The following is a 15,754-nucleotide window of genomic DNA, read 5'->3' on the forward strand; positions in this document are numbered from 1 at the left end:
CCTGGGTGCCTGGGCGTGCCGGGAGGGGCCCGCGCCGGTTCGGCCGACAGCACGGGTATGGTGTGGTCATGGTGGACGCCGCCCGCCCCCTCCAGGTCGCCTCCCTTCCGCCGGCCCTGCTGGCCGATGCCGCGCGCCTGCTGGCCGCGGGCATGCGCGACAACCCGCTGCACCTGCGCGTGTTCGGCGCCACGCAGGCGCGGCTCGAACCGTTGCTGGCCGACGCCTTCGTGCGGCTGCTGGACCGGCAGCGGCGCACCGGGCACGTGCTTGGCGCGTTCGACGGCGAACGGCTGGTGGGGGTCGCCGCCATGGTGGCCCCGGGCCACTGCCAGCCGCCGGCGAGGGAGAAGGCCACGATGCTGCGGATCCTGGCGCGTGCCCGCTCGCTGCACCGCCTGCCCAGGATCGCCTGCTGGCTGCATGCCTGGCGCCGGCATGACCCGCGGTTCGACCACTGGCACCTGGGACCCGCGGCGGTGGCGCGCGGGCGGCGCGGGCAGGGTATCGGCACCCGGCTGATGGAGGCGGTGTGCGAGCGGCTCGATCGCTGCGGCGGCATCGGTTACCTGGAAACCGACAAGCCCGAGAACGTGCGCCTCTACCGCCGCGGCGGCTTCGAGGAAGCGGGACGGCAGCGGGTGCTGGGCGTGGACAACTGGTTCATGCTGCGCCATCCGCGCAGCCCCGGTCCGCCGCACTGTGCTTGAATACGCCGCGGCGCCGGAGGGGAGACCGGCAGGTTTGGGGGGGGGCGAGCAGGGCGTGCCGATGTCGTGGGTGGTGATCCTTGCGGTCGCGGCGGCGCTTGCGTCGGGCGGATGGCTGCTCGCGCGCATGCGCCGCGGCCGGGCACGGCTGGCGCCCGTGGCGGGCGGCGCGCCTGCATCGGCCCCGGGTGAAGCGGCCGCTGTGGACGGGGAAGGTGCACCGGCCGGCGCGGCCGACGACCCCGGCCCGGCGATGCTGCCGGCGGAGCGCGCGATCCTGGAGCAGCTGTGCGGACGCGCCGCGGCCAGCGCACGGCCCGCACCGCCGGGGGGCGACGGGGACCTGCAGGCCGCGGCCGAGGCGGCCGCGGTCGAGACCCTGGCCGGCATCCGCGCGCACCCGCGCTACGTGCCGCGCCGGCCGCAGCTGCTGCCGCAGCTCACCCGCGCGATCAACGATCCCGGGGCGAGCGCGCAGTCGATCGCCGCGATCCTCGCCCAGGATCCGGCGCTGGCAGGCAACCTGCTGCGCGTCGCCAACAGCGCCATGTACGCCCGCCGCGGCGGTCCGGTCGAACACTTGGAGCGGGCGGTGGCCCTGCTCGGCACCGACGGCCTGCGCCGCACCGCGATGGCCGCGCTGCTGCAGCCGGTGATCGCCGACGACGGCAGTCTGTTCGCCCGCTGCGCGACGCTGCTCTGGCGACATACCCTGCAGTCGGCCGGCTTCGCCCTGCAGCCGGCGCCCGGTGTCGCGCGCGACGACCTGCACTCGGCCCAGCTGCTGGCCCTGGTGTGTGGACTGGGCGCGGTGGTGGTGGTGCAGGTGATGCGCGACAGCTGGGGGAAGGGCGGCGCCGGCGTGCCTGGCGTGGACACCATGGTGTCGCTGCTCGATGCCTGGTCGGTGCGCTGTGCGCGCGCGATCTCGGCCGACTGGGGCCTGTCCGAACGCGTGCGGCAGGCGATGGACCAGTTGGCCGACGACCTGCCCGACGATGCGCTGGGGCCGCTGGCGCGCCGCGTGCGCATGGGCCGCGCGCTCGCCGCCGGGCAGATGCTGGATACCGATGGCCCGGCGCCCGGCGGGGCGGGGCAGGCGTGAGGAGGGCCCCGCGCCACGCCCGTGGCGGCCCGGCTGCCGGCCCCGCCGCGGGGCACGACGCGATGACGTGCCGGGCGCGGCCGACGGCGCTGCCGGGGGCTGACGTGGATGGGGTGCGCATGGTTTGCTTGGCGGACGCACCCGGCGAGGCATCGATGCGGCGGCCCAGGTTTCCCCCGCTCCACCTGCTGTTGGCGCTCGCCTTCGCCGCGGGCTGCGCGGTGTCGCCCGGCGCGCGCACCGCGCCGCCGGACTCCGACGAGGGGCCGCTGTCGCGCAGCGTGGTGCGGCCCAGCGCGGCGCCCGATCCCAGGGCCGTGGCGCCGCCCGCGTTCGAGTACGCCTACGTGCCGCCCGCGTCGGCGGACCTGCAGCGCATCCACGAGCGCGTGCGCGACGCCGACCTGTTGCGCCGGCTGCCGGAGGTCCAGGCCATCGACGGCATGTTCGCGCTGCCCCGGCGGCTGCGCTACGTGACCGCCGAGTGCGGTGAGTTCGGCGCGTTCTACCGGCCGGCCGAGGTCGAGGTGGTGCTGTGCTACGAAACCCTGCGCGTGCTCTATGAGCGCGGCAAGGCGCACCAGCAGGCCCTCGGCCGCGGCGACGAGCATCCGCTGCGCTACGTGCGCGCCAACGTGCGCTTCATCGTGCTGCATGAAACCGGGCATGCGCTGGTGCACCTGCTGGACCTGCCGGTGACCGGCCGCCTCGAGGACGCGGTGGACCAGCTCGCGGCGATCCTCATGCTGCGTTTCGCGAGCCTGGAGGAAACCCCCGGCGAGGTGATCGAGAACCTGCGCCTGGCCGCCAACTGGATGCTCTCGCGCAGCACCGGCGCCTACAACCTCGATGCCTACGCCGGCGAACACGCGCTCGGCGAGCAGCGCTATTTCAACCTGCAGTGTCTGATCTACGGCACCGACCCGGCGGGTTTCGCGGGCATGGTCGCCGCCGGCGACCTGACCGCCGAGCGGGCCCGGGGGTGCCCGCGCGAAACCCGCCGCGTCAGCCGCGCCTGGGTGCGGCTGCTGCTGCCGCACCTGGCGCCCGGCTACGAGGCCTACCGCGAGGAAGGCGCGCGTTACCTGATGCGCGGCGACTGACGGCGCCGTTGTCGGCCGGATCGCCCCCGGTTATTGCGCGCGGCGCGTGACCCGGCGCGCCGCCGCCTTCAGCCCGGTCTTGGCCTCGGCCACGGCGGTGAGCGCGGCGGCGGCCGGCGAGGCCTTCCACTCCTCGTAGGCGACGTCCAGGCCGGCACGCTCTTTTGCGGTGAACAGCTTGCGCGCCATCGAGAACATGGTGCTTTCCTCCTCGCTGGCGTGGTGGTCGATCATCTCGCCGAACACCTTGACCCGTCCGGCGAACTGCGGCGTGCCGAACTCGGCCGCGTGCACGTCGGGCGGCACCGTCTTCTCGACGGCGCGATGTTCCTCCACCGCCTCGGCGTGGGTCTTGAGCCCGTCGCGGTCGGCGCGCTCGGCGAACATCGGGTAGAAGACGGTCTCCTCCCACTTGGCGTGCGGCAACAGGTTGGCCTTGATCCTGGCGAGCAGGTCGGCGCGCTTCTTCGCCGCGCGGTCGGTGGTGCCTTCCATCTGTTCGAACAGTTGCCGCAGCTCGTCGTGCTCGGCCCTGAGCGTCTTCAGTATGTCGCGCGTCGCCATGGTGCATTCCTCGTGGCAGGGAGCGAAGACCATGCGGCAGCGGCCGTGGTGGCGACGTGAGCGGACGGGCGGCGGCCGTCCGGGCCGTGGAGGGAACGGGTCAGGCGCTGCCCGGCCCCGCGGCCAGGCGGTTGATCGCGTCGTTCTCCACCACCCGGGGCGGGGACGGCATGGCCGCGAGTGCCAGCATCGCGCGGCCGAGGTGCGCGGTGCTGGTCAGCAGCCCCGGCGCCAGCCTCGCGCCCACGCCCATCAGCGGCGCGGCCACCGCGTAGAACGGGCGCATCCAGCGGTGCGGGCTGCGTTCGCCGTGCGCCGGCCGGATCCCGCCGGGGCGCAGCATCACCGTGGTGAGCGGCAGCGCCTGCAGCGCGACCTCGGTCTCGCCCTTGATCCGCAGCGGCATGATCCGGCTGCCGGGATCGGCGTGCGCGCCCGAAACGTAGAGCAGGCGCGCGCGCGGATTGCGTTCGGCGAAGGCGCGGGCCACGTGCAGGGTGAGGTCGAAGGTGACGTGGCGGTAGCGCCCCTGTGGCGTGCCCACGGGCGGGGCGCCGGCGCAGTAGAAGCAGGCATCGAACGGCGCCAGGCGGTCGAGGACGCCTTCGAGGGCGTCGAAGCGTTCGACCACCAGGTCCTGCACCCGCGGATCGGCGTGGCCGATCGCGCGCCGGCCGAGTACCGCCACCGCCGACACGTCCGGACGGGCGAGCGCTTCGACCAGCACGCCCTGCCCGACCAGCCCCGTGGCGCCCGTCATCAGGATCCGCATGGTGCCTCCAACGCAAGCTCCCGGCGCAGTCTAGCGACCGCGTTCGCCGTGCGTCGACGGGCGCCCGACGCGGCGCGGCGCGACCGCGCGCCGGCGCCGCTCAGTCCAGCGCCTCGAGGATGACACCCCAGCCGCCGGGTGGCCGATGCGCGGCGAGCGCGTCGCGGACCACGTCGTCCACGACCAGGTCGGCCGGGATCCCGGCGCGCCGGAACATGTGCACTGCGCCGGCACCGGGTGGCGGGGCGTCCGCGGCGCCCGGCCCGCGCTGGCCCAGCACGTTGAACAGCTGGTAGTCGTGCCGGACCGCGCCGCTGCCGCGGATCGACAGCCGCGCCCGGAAGGACTGGAAGTTGTCGGCGCCCGCGGCACGCAGGGTGGCGATGAAGGCGTCGCTGGCGAGCACCGTGCCGCCGGTCATGAAGTGCGGCAGCCAGGCATCGTCCGGGGCGTCGAGCTCGAACTCGAGCGGCGGCAGGCCGGTGGTTTCGATGGGCCGCCCCTGCAGCACACTCGCGTCGTGCAGCGCCGGCTGCGAGACGATGCCGTGGTCGTGCGAGTAGTCCTCGTACAGCCGGTACCAGCCGCGCATCAGCGGCGGATGTCCAGCAGTTCGACCTCGAACACCAGCGAGGCGCCCGGCGGGATCACCTTGCCGGCGCCGCGCTCGCCGTATCCCAGCCAGGCAGGGATGTACAGCTCGCGCTTGCCGCCCGGCTGCATGCCCTCCAGGCCCTCGTCCCAGCCGCGGATCACGCGGCCGGCGCCGAGCCGGAACACGAACGGCTGGCCGCGGTCGCGCGAGCTGTCGAACTTCGCGCCGCGCCGGTCGGGCGCCTTCTCGTCGTAGAGCCAGCCGGTGTAGTGGACGGCCACCTCGTCGCCGGCCTTCGCCGCCGGTCCGTCGCCCACGGCGACGTCGACGCGCTGGAGATCGGGGACGTCGCCGCCGGTGTAGGGCAGCGGTCCGCCGCAGGCGGCGAGGAGCGCGAGCAGGCAGGTCGCAAGGAGGATGCGGAACGTCATGCGGCGGGACAGCGGGTTGCGGGGGAACGCAGAGGATAGCCTGCGCCGGCCCCGGTGCCGTCAGAATGCCACGACGCCCTGCACCCGGAGGTAGCGGTACGCGTACGCGTCGGTGCCGTCCCCGGCCAGGACCGGGGTATCGGAGTAGCCGGCGTCCACGCGCAGCCAGGCATCGCGCCAGCGCGGCGTCTCCAGGCCGACCTCGACCATGCGCGCGCGCCGCCAGGCGTCGTCGGCATTGCGCTGCCGGCCGATGCCCGCGAGGGCGCGCCACTGGTATCCGCCGACGAAGCGCCGCCAGCCGACGACGCCCAACGTTTCGCCGTACCACGATGGCGAGAAGTAGTCCGCTTCGCGCGGATGGCTGTTGCGGTAGTACCGGCTGCGCAGCTGCAGGCTGACGCCCTGGGAGGGGACCAGCGCATGCACCAGGTGGCCCCGCAGGTGGGTGCGCAGGTTGCGGCCGGTCCCGAAGTGCTGGGCGCCGCCGAGCAGGGTGGCCGACCAGCGCTCGCCCATCGGCAGGTCGACCGTCGCGCCGGCGAAGGTATGGACCCAGCCATTGGCCACGCCACTGCGCGTCTCGAGCGTGTCGCGTTCGACGAAGACCTCCTTGCGCCGCGCGTCGAGGCTGTGGATCGAGGCCCGGCCGACGAGGTCGTCGCCATTGCTGCCAAGGTCGCCCAGCCACCGCCACGTGCCGAGGTCGCCGGCGCCGGAGAGGTAGGCGCGCTCCTCGTGGCGGTGCCAGCCGTCGCCGGAGAACTCGGCGCGTTCGACCTTCGCGCCCCACCAGTGGTCGAGGTCGCGATGGACCACGTCCCAGCCCAGGGCCAGGCGACGGGTGTCGTTGCCGTCGGCATCCGAACTGGCCCAGGCATCGACGCGCACCGCCTGGCGAGCGACGTCGTCGCCGTCGTCGGCGGGCGCCGGTGCGGACGCCGCCAAGGTGGCGACCAGCAGCGGAGCTGCGAGGAGATGTGCGAGGCGGCTCATTTCGTCCCCCAGGTCTTGCGCAGGCGCAGCAGTTCTGCCGCGTAGCCCATCACGCAGACCGGCTGCAGGATCATGGTGTAGCCGAGGGTGTAGACCAGGAAGCCGCCCAGGTTGCGGCGCACGCGCAGGTGCTGGGCCTGGAACATCTGCCTCTGGGTTCGGAAGATCACCAGGTTCCAGATCGCTGCGAGCGGCAGGACGAGCAGGGTCATGGGCCCGACGATCCAGTAGAAGCCGAACAGCGCGAGCACGATGCCGGGCAGGAACGCGAACGTATAGACCAGGTCGAGCGGCAGGAACAGCAGGTTCCACCAGATGAACAGCGTGGTCATGCGCGGATGGAACAACAGCCGCCAGTGGCGTCCGAAGGCTTCCATCAGGCCACGCGACCAGCGCTGGCGCTGGCGCGCGAACTGGCGCAGGCGGGTCGGCACCCGGGTGAACAGGCAGGCATCCTCGCAGTAGCCGATGCGCGCTCCGTTCTCGAGCAGCGCCCACGACAGCACGATGTCCTCGCCCACGCATTCCGGCCAGCCGCCCGCGTGCACCAGCGCATCGCGCGTGTACAGCGAGAACGCGCCCTGGGCGACGAGGGTGCCGTGGTACATGCTCTGGACGCGCTTGACCGCGGCGATGCCGTGGAAGTAGTCCCACTCCTGGCAGCGCGTCAGCCAGTTCTCGCGCGAGTTGCGCACCAGCACCGCGCCCGCGACCGCGACGGTGCCCGGCGGGTCGGAAAGGTAGCGCTGGACGATCTTGCGCAGCGCGTCGGGGCGCAGGCAGGAGTCGCCGTCGACGGTGATCACCAGTTCCTGCGTGGTCTCGGCCAGGCCCCGGTTGAGCGCTCGCGCCTTGCCGCCGTTGCACGGCTGCGCCAACACCCGGATGGCGAGCCCCGGGCGGGGCAGGCGGGCGGCGCCTTCGCGCGCCAGGGCCAGGGTGTCGTCGGTCGAGCCGTCGTCGACCACCACCACCTCGACGTGGCCCGGATAGTCCTGCCTGACGAGGCTGGACAGCGTATCGGGCAGGTTCTCGGCCTCGTTGTAGCAGGCCACGAGCACGCAGACGTCGGGCAACTTGCCGAAGCCGCGGCGCGGCGGCCGCCGGTCGCCGAGGATCGATCCGATCAGGAACGCGTTCATGAAGCCGGGCACCCAGGCCACGAACGCGATCACGACCACCGCCGGCCAGTGGCCGATGATCGCCGACAGGTCCGCAAGCCATCGCTGGGACAGGAAGATCGACAGGCCCATCCAGGCCAGCGACGCCGCGAGCACGAGCGCGAACTTGACGCGCAGCGGCACGTAGAACCGACGCCTTGCGTCATACGGGACTGGGGGCTGGAGGGGGTACCGGGGTGCAGCGAAGTCTGGAACCGGGTCCGGTACGGGGCCCGGCGCGGGGAGGGGGGAGTTCAAGGCGAAGAGCAGTGGTGATGAACGATGCCCGGCTAATAGCAAGGCACATGCCAACTGAGTCACAGTTCAGGGGTGCGGCCGCTCACCCTTTGCGGCGGGGACGCGCCGATGCCTGCCGGACATGGCATGCGGGAAGGTCGAGGGCGCGGGGCCGCGCCCGGTGCACGACACCCGGCGCCCGCGGTGGCACTTGAGCGCCGGTCCGCGGGGTCGCCGGCCGCAGTCGCAGCCGGACGGAGTGCGGTTCGCTTCCAGGACGGCCGCGCCGGCCTCGCCGCCTGGTCCGGCCCTGCGCGGGCCGGTGCGATGGATCGGCCCGGAAGCCGGCCGGGCTCAGCGGCTGTTGCGGTCGCCGACCGAGTCCGCGATCAGCGTGGCGACGCCGCGCGGGTCTTCCTGCTGGGCCACGTGGCCGCCGGGGAAGGTGCGGATGGTCCAGCCGCGGGCCTGCGCGTTCTGCCAGCTCCTGTCCTTCTTCGCCCGCTCCTCGACCGACTGGTCGGCCGGGACGAAGGCCACGTAGGTGACCGGCAGCGCCAGCGCGGCGGGGTTGCGGTAGGACACCGGCTGGCTGAAGCACTTGACCGAGTGCTTGACGCTGTACGGCGGCTTCGCGCCCGGCTGCACCCACGGCACCTGCATGAAGCCGTCCTTGAACCGGTCCGGGTCCATGCCCTGGCCGCCGAACAGGTCCCAGAGCGACTGCCCGTCTTCGGGGACCGCGGCGTCGAGGAACACCACGTGCCTGAGGCGCTCGGGGATGCGGTCCATCACCCCGGTGATCACCATGCCGCCGTAGCTGTGGCCGGTGAGCACCACGTCGTGCAGGTCCTCGAACAGGATCAGGTTGACCACGTCCTGGATGTGGGTCTCCAGGTCGATGTCGGGGCTGTTGAGGTGCTCGCGCTCGCCCAGGCCGGTCAGCGTGGCCCGGTACACGGTATGGCCGTCGGCGGTGAGGAACTCGCCGGTGCGCTTCCACTCCCAGCCGCCGGCGGTGGCGCCGTGGACCATCACGAAGGAGTACTTGCCGTCCGCGGCCTGCACGGCCGTGGAGGCGAGGGCGAGGAGGGCGAGGACGAAGGCGATGGCGCGGTTCGGGAGTCGGGTCATGGTCGGCGGTGCTGGCGTGCGCGCGCACGGGTCGCGGCGGAGAGTGCCACGGGCGCGGGCGCCGCGGGCGCTGCGATTCCACATCCGTGCGCCGTGATGCCGGCCGGGAATGGATGCGGCCGGGCCGATACCGCCAGACGCGGCAAACCTGGCCGCCGCGCGCCCACGACTTCCGGCATGGGCCGGCCCCGCGGCGCGGTGCTGCAATGGCCCGAATCGACCTGGGGACCCACAGCATGCGCACCACCCGCCGCGACCTGTTCAAGCTTGGCGCGCTCGCCGCCGCCTCCGCCGCCCTGCCGGGCCTCGCCGCCGCCTCCGGGTCGGCGCCGGTCGAACGCGCGAAGAAGCCGCTCGACATCCTGATCCTCGGCGGCACCGGCTTCACCGGGCCGTTCCAGGTCCAGTACGCGCTCGCGCGCGGGCACCGGGTGACCCTGTTCAACCGCGGACGGCGGCCCTCGCCGGAATGGCCGGGCGAAGTGGAGCAGCTGTCCGGCGACCGCAATACCGGCGACCTCGCCGCCCTGCGCGGCAGGCGCTGGGACGTGTGCATCGACAACCCCACCACGCTCCCGTTCTGGGTCCGCGACGCGGGCCAGGTGCTGAAGGACAGCGTCGGCCAGTACATCTTCATCTCGACGATCTCGGTCTATGCCGACGGCTCCAGGCCCGGCATCGGCGAAGACGCGCCGCTCGCCCCTTACCGGGGCCGCGACGCGATGGCCGAGACCCGCGAGACGCTGGTGGCGGACATCGAGAACCTCTACGGGCCGCTCAAGGCGCTGAGCGAGGCGGAGGCGCACAAGCAGTTCGGCGCGCGCACCACGATCATCCGCCCCGGCTACATCGTCGGCCCGCGCGACGACTCGGACCGCTTCACCTACTGGCCGCGCCGGATCGCCCAGGGCGGCGAGGTGCTGGTGCCCGGCGACGGCCGCGACCCGGTGCAGGTGATCGACGGGCGCGATCTCGCGGAGTGGACGATCCGCATGGCCGAGAACGGCACCACCGGCACCTTCAATGCCTGCGGGCCGGACTACGCGCTGAGCACCGACGCGATGGTGCACGGCTGCCACGCCGTGACCGGGGGAGCGGCGCGCTTCACCCACGTGCCGGCCGACTTCCTCGAGCAGAACGGCGTGGACCTGCCGATCTGGGTCTCGCGCACGCATCCCAGGTACGGCGGCTACGGCTCGGTGAGCAACGCGCGCGCGATCGCGGCCGGGCTCACGTTCCGCCCGCTGGCCACGACAGTGGCCGACCTGCTGGCCTGGTTCGACTCGCTGCCGGCCGAGCGCCAGGCCGCGTTCGGCGCGGGCATCAGCCGCGAGCGCGAGGCCGAGCTGCTGGCGGCGTGGCGGGCGCAGGGCGCGTAGCCGGGCCGCGGATCGCGGCTCAGTAGCCGCGCTGCTTCCCGATCCTGGTGTCGAGCACTGTCCTGAGTTTGTCGCAGGCGCCGCGGATGGCCTGCTCCATGGTGTCGGCGTCGTGGCTGGTGCCCACCGGGTCGTCGTTTTTCAGGCGCGCCTCCAGCGCACACCGCTTGTCGGCGACGCCGGACTTGACCGGGGAGTTGGTGTCTGACAGGAAGACCTCGATCCGGCTCAGTCGGGGGAAGTAGCGGCCGAGCTGCTGTTCGAGCATCGCGTTGACCCGCTCCTCGAGCGCGTCGGTGCCGTCGATGTGGTTGTCGGTGTTCAACTGGATGATGGGCATGGGAGCGTCCGCCTGTGGAAACCGCCCCGATCCTACAGCGCGAGCGTGAGCGTGCGGTCAGCCGCCGCCGCTCCCGCGCCGTGGCCCCTCAGCGCCAGCCAGGATGCTTCGTGGCCTGGCCGATCCAGTCGCGCACTTCGGGAGCGCGGGCTTCGTCCAGCGAACGGATCTTGACGTAGCGCGACCCCTCGCCCAGGGGCGGGGCGGGATCGAACTTCGCGCCGGCGAAGAACACCAGGTTCACCGACACGTCGTAGGCCACCATCTCCATCAGCCAGCCCTTGCCGGGCAGGCCGTAGTACGCCTTCTTCCATTTCACCGCGTACTGCAGGCCGGGGATCGCGTCGCGGATGGCGCGGTCGACGTGTTCGACGATCGGCTGCAGGGCGGGCATCGTGCCCGCCATCCAGTCGGCGACGACGGCGTGGCTGTCGGACGGCACGGGCGGTTTGCGCCCGGGAGTGTGCGCGTGTGCCTTGGGCATGGCCAGCCTCCTTTGACCCGCAAGAGCGGCAAAGGTTAGCGCGCAGGACGGCCGCGTTGCGGCAAGGCCCACTCCCATCGACTGGCCACCGGACCCGTTCCATCCGGAACCATTGTGCCGGGCAGCCACGCCGTGCCCGGAGTTTGCCAACCTCCGGCACGTGGCCCGCGCCTCCCGCGACCGGTATGGTCCAATCGTCGAAGCCGTGGGATGGTCGGCACCGGGGAGCACATTGCACGGTCTTCGCAGAGCGCGGCCAACGCGCACGGGGAAGACGCCACCGGCCCCTGCCGCGCATCCAGGCAGTACGCAGTACGCAGGCCCGTCCCGACCACCGGACGTCGTTCCCGGGCTGCCGTCCCGACGCCCGGGCATGTTCCTCCATCGCAAGGAATCGCCCATGCTCAAGGCCGTGCTCGCCCGACACCGTTTCGCGACGTTCGCCGTCGCCACCCTGGCCTGGTCCTGGGCCTGTTGGCTTCCCGTCCTGCACGACATCGAGGGCGAACTGTTCAAGTCGCCACCCGGCGTGCTCGCGCTGTTCTTCGCCGGTGCCTACGGGCCCAGCCTGTGGGGAATCGTGCTCGCCGCGTACTTCGACGGCCGGGACGGACTGCGCGAGCTGTTCGGCCGCAGGCTCGGCACGACGGTCGCGCTGCGCTGGAGCCTGCTGGTCCTGCTCGCCGCGCCGCTGCTTTATGGCGGCGCGCTGGCGCTGTTCGCCGCGACCGGGGGACACCCGGGTCCGGCCAATCATGGCCTGTGGCCGTGGCTGCCGGTGATCATGCTGGTGTCGCTGTTCCTCGGCCCCCTCGCCGAAGAGTTCGGTTGGCGCGGATTCGCGATCCGCCAGTTCGACCTCGACCGCGAGTTCACCAGGGCCAATGTGCTGATCGGCCTGCTCTGGGCGGTGTGGCATGCGCCGTTGTGGTGGGCGGCGACCGGCACCGCCATCAGCGGCATGCCGGTGACGGTCGGCCATGTCGCGCTGTTCGTCGCCGCGGTACTGGGATCGACCTGGCTGTATGCCTGGGCCTGGCAGCGCACCGCCGGCAGCGTGCTGGTCGCGGTGATGCTGCACCTGGGGCTCAACAGCGGTGGCACCGTAGCGGCGTGGCTGTTCCCCGAGCTTCCAGCCTCGGAGAAGCCGCACCTGTACGCCGCGTACGTCGCCTGCGTGTGGCTGCTGGTCGGGCTGCTGTGGCTGGTGCTGCGGTCTCGCGGTCGCGGGCGGGGCTGACCGGCCCGGCTAGTCGCGCTGGCCGGAGACCAGCGCCAGCACCGCGATGCCGGCCACGACGCCGAGGCCGGTCCACAGCCGCAGCACGATCCGGTTGCGCGCGCGTCCCGTCAGCACCTGGTACGCGCCCTGCGCCACGGCGCTGGCGCCGAACAGCCAGGCCGCGACCAGGATGGCAGCGACCGCGAGCAGCTGCATCGTGGAGCCCGCGAACCGCATGCCGCCGGCATTCCCGCCCGCGCCGGCCAGCATGGGCGCCACGCGCACCAGCACCACGGTCATGATGCCGGCGATCACCAGGCCCGCCACGGCCAGCGCGCCGCCGAACCGACGCGCCCAGCGGCGGGTGACCATGGGTCCGCCGCAGCGCGGGCAGGCGGAGCGGAACTGCCAGGCTTCATGGCCGCAGTGGCGGCAGGTGTTGAGGTCCTCCGGATCGCTGCCGTCGCCCGGCCCGTGGAAGAAGGTGGCGGTCCCGGGGCGAACCGCCGCGTAGTGGCCGATGGCCTTGCGCGCGTCGCCCCAGGCCGTGGACGGCACCGGGAAGGTCAGCCGGGCGTCGCGCGCCGGTCGCACGGTGCCGCGTGGACCGATGTACGGCGGGTGCCGCAGGTGCAGGTGGGCCACGTGGCACCCGGCGGCGTCTCGCGCAGGCCGGCTTCAAGCACCTCGGGTGCGCCGTGGCGCGGAAGCACGATGACCTCGTCGCCGATCCAGATGGCCTCCTCGCCGACGATGACCTCGATACCGTCGCCGGGAACCATGTCGACGACCGCGAGCTCGTTCAGCAGCGGGCCGTGGCGGCCGCTGCGCTTCGGCGTCGAGGAAAAGCTGCCAGGCGGCGGCCTCCACGCGCCAGCGGGCCAGCTCGCATTCGCCGCGCGACAGGAGAGCCTGCGCGCGGGCGGCGCGCAGCGCGGGAACCAGCAGTGCGAGCGCCAGCACGACGAGACCGCTGCCGACCGCGACAAGGCTGGAGAGCCAGTCGCCGTGCAGTCCCCGGAGCACGGGCAGCCAGGGGACGAGGACGGCGGCCACTCCCGCCACGAGGGCGGCCGAGGCGACGCATCGCCAGCGTCGGGGATTGTGCATGCCTGTCGCCCGTCGGGATCGTGCAGGTCAACGGACCCGGCGCCCGTGGCCGGCCAGCGTTCGGGGCTACAGCAGGCGGAAGGCGAGCATCGCGATGATGGTCGGCGGCAGGGCCGCGGCCAGCAGGCCCAGCGGATGCACGGTCTCGTCCCTGAAGTAGCGGCGCACGATCGACATGCCGGCCGGGTTCGGCGCGTTGGCGATGACGGTCAGGCCGCCACCGGCGACCGCACCGGCGACCAGCAGGTACTTGAACTCGTCGCTCAGGCCCTCGACCAGCGAACCCAGGTAGGTCAGTGCCGCGTTGTCGGTGATCGCGGTCAGCGCCGTGGCGCCGAAGAACACCGCGTCGCTGCTCATGTCCATCAGCAGCGGCTGTAGCCACCAGCGTTGCTGCCCGCCGAGCACCACCAGGCCGGCGAGGAAGAACGCCACCAGCAGGCCCTCGCGCAGGATCAGGCGGTCCTGGTGGCGGCCGTAGGCCGTGGCCACGCCCATGAACAGCAGGAAGATGCCCATGAACATCGGCGGGTGGTGCGCGAACACGACCAGCCCGGCCAGGAACAGCACGTGCAGGACCACGATCGGCAGGGGTGCGGCCGGGGTCGGGGTGCCGGATTCGCCCGACGGCAGCTTCGACAGCTCCCTGCGGAACACGAACACCACCAGCGCGGCGTTCACCGCCACCGCGATGGCCGCCTTCCAGCCGAAGTTCGCCAGCATGAACACGAGGTCCCAGTTCCACTGGCCGGCCACCATCAGCACCGGCGGGGCGGCGAACGGCGTGAGCACGCCGCCGATCGACACGTTGACGAACAGGGTGCCGAGCAGCGCGTACTTGGTCCGGTCCGACACGTTGACGGCGTACACGCGGCGGGCGAGCAGCATCGCCGCCAGGGTCATGGCCGCGGGCTCGGTGATGAACGAGCCGAGCAGCGGCACCAGCGCCAGCACGCTGAAGCAGAACTCCAGTCCGTTGCGCCAGGGCAGCAGCCGCGCCAGCGCGTCCACCAGGCGCGCGGCCAGCCAGACGATCGGCCGGGTCCCGGCGATCACCATGATCGCGAACACGAACATCGGCTCGGTGAAGTTGCGCGAATCGACGTAGCTCGACGCTTCGGACGGGCCGGCCATCGCCATCATCGCCAGCACGAACACGATCGCCCAGAAGCCGAACACCACCTCGACCTCCGCCAGCAGGTGCCAGATGCCCGAGTGCGCGGGCTGGCGCTCGGCGAGGCGATGGAAGTACTTGGTGCTGAAGGTGTGCAGGACCGCCAGTGCGAACAGCACCGTGGCCACCAGTTCGATCGGGGTCGGAGTCAAGACGGGCCGGGGCAGTGGGACTGGTCACCAATGCTAGGCCAGGCAGGGCGCCCGGCGGCCGTGGCTTCCACCAAGGTCGAAGGCCTTCGTCCCTGCCTTGCGCTCCCGGTCCGGCGGTCGGGCGGCCGTGCGAGGCCGCTTTGCGCTACGCTGCGCACCCCCCGCAAGCCCTCGTCCCGATGTCGTCGTTGCGCGTGTTCCTGCTCCTGGTCGTGATCGCGGCCAGCACCGTGGTCCATGTCACCCCGCTGCTGCTGGTGGCGCTGGTGAAGATGGCGATCCCGCTGGCCGGTGTGCGGCGGGCCTGCAACGGGGTGCTGACCGCCATCGCCGAGAGCTGGATCGGACTCAACAACCGCCTCTGGGACCGCTTCAGCGGCGCGCGGCTGGTGGCGACCGGGCTGGACGGGGTCCGGCCCGATGGCCACTACCTGGTGCTGGCAAACCACCAGAGCTGGGTCGACATCCTGGTGCTGCAGAAGCTTTTCAACCGCCGCATCCCCCTGCTGCGCTTCTTCCTCAAGCGGGAACTGGTCTGGGTACCGCTGCTGGGCCTGGCGTGGTGGGCCCTGGATTTCCCGTTCATGGGCCGCCACACCCGGGCCCAGATCGCGCGCAATCCCGCGCTGGGCCGGCGCGACATGGAGGCCACGCGCCGGGCCTGCGAGAAGTTCCGCGACATTCCGGTGGCGATCATGAACTTCGTCGAGGGCACGCGCTTCACCGACGACAAGCACGCGCGCCAGGCCTCGCCGTACCGGCACCTGCTCAAGCCGCGCTCGGGTGGCGTGGCCTACGTGCTCGACGCGATGGGCGACGCGCTGCACGGCATCCTCGATGTCACCATCGCCTATCCGGGCGGTCGCCCCAGCATGGTCGACCTGATGTCGGGGCGGGTGCGCGAGGTCCGCGTGTCGGTCCGGGTGCGGCCGCTGCCCGCGGACGTGCCGCGCGCAGGCGACGATTCGGATCGCGCCACCCGCGCGCGCTTCCAGCGCTGGCTGAACGCGCTGTGGGAAGAGAAGGACGCGGAGATGGCGCGCCTGTTGGGCGAGGGCGGCACCCCGGCATAGGCCCCGGCGCCGG

General features: G+C 72.5%; 18 protein-coding genes. 6 read left to right on the forward strand and 12 right to left on the reverse strand.

The window, feature by feature from the left end; translation table 11 throughout:
* Positions 1-68 precede the first annotated feature (68 nt).
* The 3 genes from LUTJ29_RS17640 to LUTJ29_RS17650 all read left to right on the forward strand — a co-directional run bounded on the left by LUTJ29_RS17640 (position 69) and on the right by LUTJ29_RS17650 (position 2,918).
* Entirely contained in the window at positions 69-710 is a 642-nt protein-coding gene (locus tag LUTJ29_RS17640) for a GNAT family N-acetyltransferase (protein WP_051323045.1), read from the forward strand.
* Between the two features lie 202 nt (positions 711-912).
* Complete coding sequence (locus tag LUTJ29_RS17645; RefSeq protein ID WP_232221223.1) at positions 913-1,815, forward strand: HDOD domain-containing protein; 903 nt, start codon at positions 913-915, stop codon at positions 1,813-1,815.
* A gap of 128 nt (positions 1,816-1,943) precedes the next feature.
* Positions 1,944-2,918: a DUF4344 domain-containing metallopeptidase gene (locus tag LUTJ29_RS17650; RefSeq protein ID WP_232221224.1), complete on the forward strand. Its 975-nt coding sequence runs from the start codon at positions 1,944-1,946 to the stop codon at positions 2,916-2,918.
* 30 nt (positions 2,919-2,948) lie between these two features.
* Here LUTJ29_RS17650 and LUTJ29_RS0114015 read toward each other — a convergent pair whose 3' ends face one another.
* The 7 genes from LUTJ29_RS0114015 to LUTJ29_RS17655 all read right to left on the reverse strand — a co-directional run bounded on the left by LUTJ29_RS0114015 (position 2,949) and on the right by LUTJ29_RS17655 (position 8,807).
* A complete protein-coding gene (locus tag LUTJ29_RS0114015) occupies positions 2,949-3,482 on the reverse strand; it encodes a hemerythrin domain-containing protein (protein ID WP_027073055.1) in 534 nt (177 codons plus the stop codon).
* A 100-nt stretch (positions 3,483-3,582) separates the two neighbouring features.
* Complete coding sequence (locus tag LUTJ29_RS0114020; RefSeq protein ID WP_027073056.1) at positions 3,583-4,242, reverse strand: NAD-dependent epimerase/dehydratase family protein; 660 nt, start codon at positions 4,240-4,242, stop codon at positions 3,583-3,585.
* Positions 4,243-4,354: 112 nt separating this feature from the next.
* Positions 4,355-4,846: a hypothetical protein gene (locus LUTJ29_RS0114025; protein WP_027073057.1), complete on the reverse strand. Its 492-nt coding sequence runs from the start codon at positions 4,844-4,846 to the stop codon at positions 4,355-4,357.
* Positions 4,846-5,280, reverse strand: a complete 435-nt coding sequence (locus tag LUTJ29_RS0114030; protein ID WP_043741574.1) for an FKBP-type peptidyl-prolyl cis-trans isomerase — start codon at positions 5,278-5,280, stop codon at positions 4,846-4,848. The genes LUTJ29_RS0114025 and LUTJ29_RS0114030 overlap by 1 nt, the downstream gene beginning before the upstream one ends.
* A 60-nt stretch (positions 5,281-5,340) precedes the next feature.
* Positions 5,341-6,276, reverse strand: a complete 936-nt coding sequence (locus LUTJ29_RS0114035; protein ID WP_027073059.1) for a hypothetical protein — start codon at positions 6,274-6,276, stop codon at positions 5,341-5,343.
* Positions 6,273-7,580, reverse strand: a complete 1,308-nt coding sequence (locus tag LUTJ29_RS0114040) for a glycosyltransferase (RefSeq protein ID WP_232221225.1) — start codon at positions 7,578-7,580, stop codon at positions 6,273-6,275. The genes LUTJ29_RS0114035 and LUTJ29_RS0114040 overlap by 4 nt, the downstream gene beginning before the upstream one ends.
* A 447-nt stretch (positions 7,581-8,027) precedes the next feature.
* A complete protein-coding gene (locus tag LUTJ29_RS17655) occupies positions 8,028-8,807 on the reverse strand; it encodes an alpha/beta fold hydrolase (protein WP_043741577.1) in 780 nt (259 codons plus the stop codon).
* 206 nt (positions 8,808-9,013) lie between these two features.
* Here LUTJ29_RS17655 and LUTJ29_RS0114050 point away from each other — a divergent pair, with 206 nt between their 5' ends.
* The gene (locus LUTJ29_RS0114050) at positions 9,014-10,186 is read left to right on the forward strand and encodes an NAD-dependent epimerase/dehydratase family protein (protein ID WP_232221226.1); all 1,173 of its coding nucleotides are present in this window, start codon (positions 9,014-9,016) and stop codon (positions 10,184-10,186) included.
* A gap of 19 nt (positions 10,187-10,205) precedes the next feature.
* Here LUTJ29_RS0114050 and LUTJ29_RS0114055 read toward each other — a convergent pair whose 3' ends face one another.
* Together LUTJ29_RS0114055 and LUTJ29_RS0114060 are read right to left on the reverse strand one after the other, a co-directional pair.
* Positions 10,206-10,526, reverse strand: a complete 321-nt coding sequence (locus LUTJ29_RS0114055; protein WP_027073062.1) for an HPF/RaiA family ribosome-associated protein — start codon at positions 10,524-10,526, stop codon at positions 10,206-10,208.
* Between the two features lie 88 nt (positions 10,527-10,614).
* Positions 10,615-11,010, reverse strand: coding sequence for a DUF1801 domain-containing protein (locus LUTJ29_RS0114060; protein WP_027073063.1), 396 nt, complete (start codon positions 11,008-11,010; stop codon positions 10,615-10,617).
* Positions 11,011-11,410: 400 nt separating this feature from the next.
* Between LUTJ29_RS0114060 and LUTJ29_RS0114065 the strand changes: the two genes are divergently transcribed.
* Positions 11,411-12,250 (forward strand): CPBP family intramembrane glutamic endopeptidase, encoded by an 840-nt coding sequence (locus tag LUTJ29_RS0114065; protein WP_198012693.1) that lies wholly within the window; start codon positions 11,411-11,413, stop codon positions 12,248-12,250.
* 9 nt (positions 12,251-12,259) lie between these two features.
* Here the strand turns inward: LUTJ29_RS0114065 and LUTJ29_RS18720 are convergent, their stop codons facing one another.
* The 3 genes from LUTJ29_RS18720 to LUTJ29_RS0114080 all read right to left on the reverse strand — a co-directional run bounded on the left by LUTJ29_RS18720 (position 12,260) and on the right by LUTJ29_RS0114080 (position 14,668).
* Entirely contained in the window at positions 12,260-12,877 is a 618-nt protein-coding gene (locus tag LUTJ29_RS18720) for a zinc ribbon domain-containing protein (protein WP_198012694.1), read from the reverse strand.
* Positions 12,799-13,014 carry a hypothetical protein gene (locus tag LUTJ29_RS18725; RefSeq protein WP_027073066.1) on the reverse strand — a complete coding sequence of 72 codons (216 nt, stop codon included), beginning with the start codon at positions 13,012-13,014 and terminating at the stop codon, positions 12,799-12,801. Before LUTJ29_RS18725 ends, LUTJ29_RS18720 begins: the two co-directional genes overlap by 79 nt.
* 394 nt (positions 13,015-13,408) lie before the next feature.
* Positions 13,409-14,668 carry a putative Na+/H+ antiporter gene (locus LUTJ29_RS0114080; protein WP_027073067.1) on the reverse strand — a complete coding sequence of 420 codons (1,260 nt, stop codon included), beginning with the start codon at positions 14,666-14,668 and terminating at the stop codon, positions 13,409-13,411.
* Positions 14,669-14,847: 179 nt separating this feature from the next.
* On the opposite strand from LUTJ29_RS0114080, the gene LUTJ29_RS0114085 reads away from it, so the two are divergent.
* Positions 14,848-15,741 carry an acyltransferase gene (locus tag LUTJ29_RS0114085; protein WP_027073068.1) on the forward strand — a complete coding sequence of 298 codons (894 nt, stop codon included), beginning with the start codon at positions 14,848-14,850 and terminating at the stop codon, positions 15,739-15,741.
* Positions 15,742-15,754 lie beyond the last annotated feature (13 nt).

It is taken from the genome of Luteimonas sp. J29, from assembly GCF_000472505.1.
Taxonomy (GTDB): domain Bacteria; phylum Pseudomonadota; class Gammaproteobacteria; order Xanthomonadales; family Xanthomonadaceae; genus Luteimonas.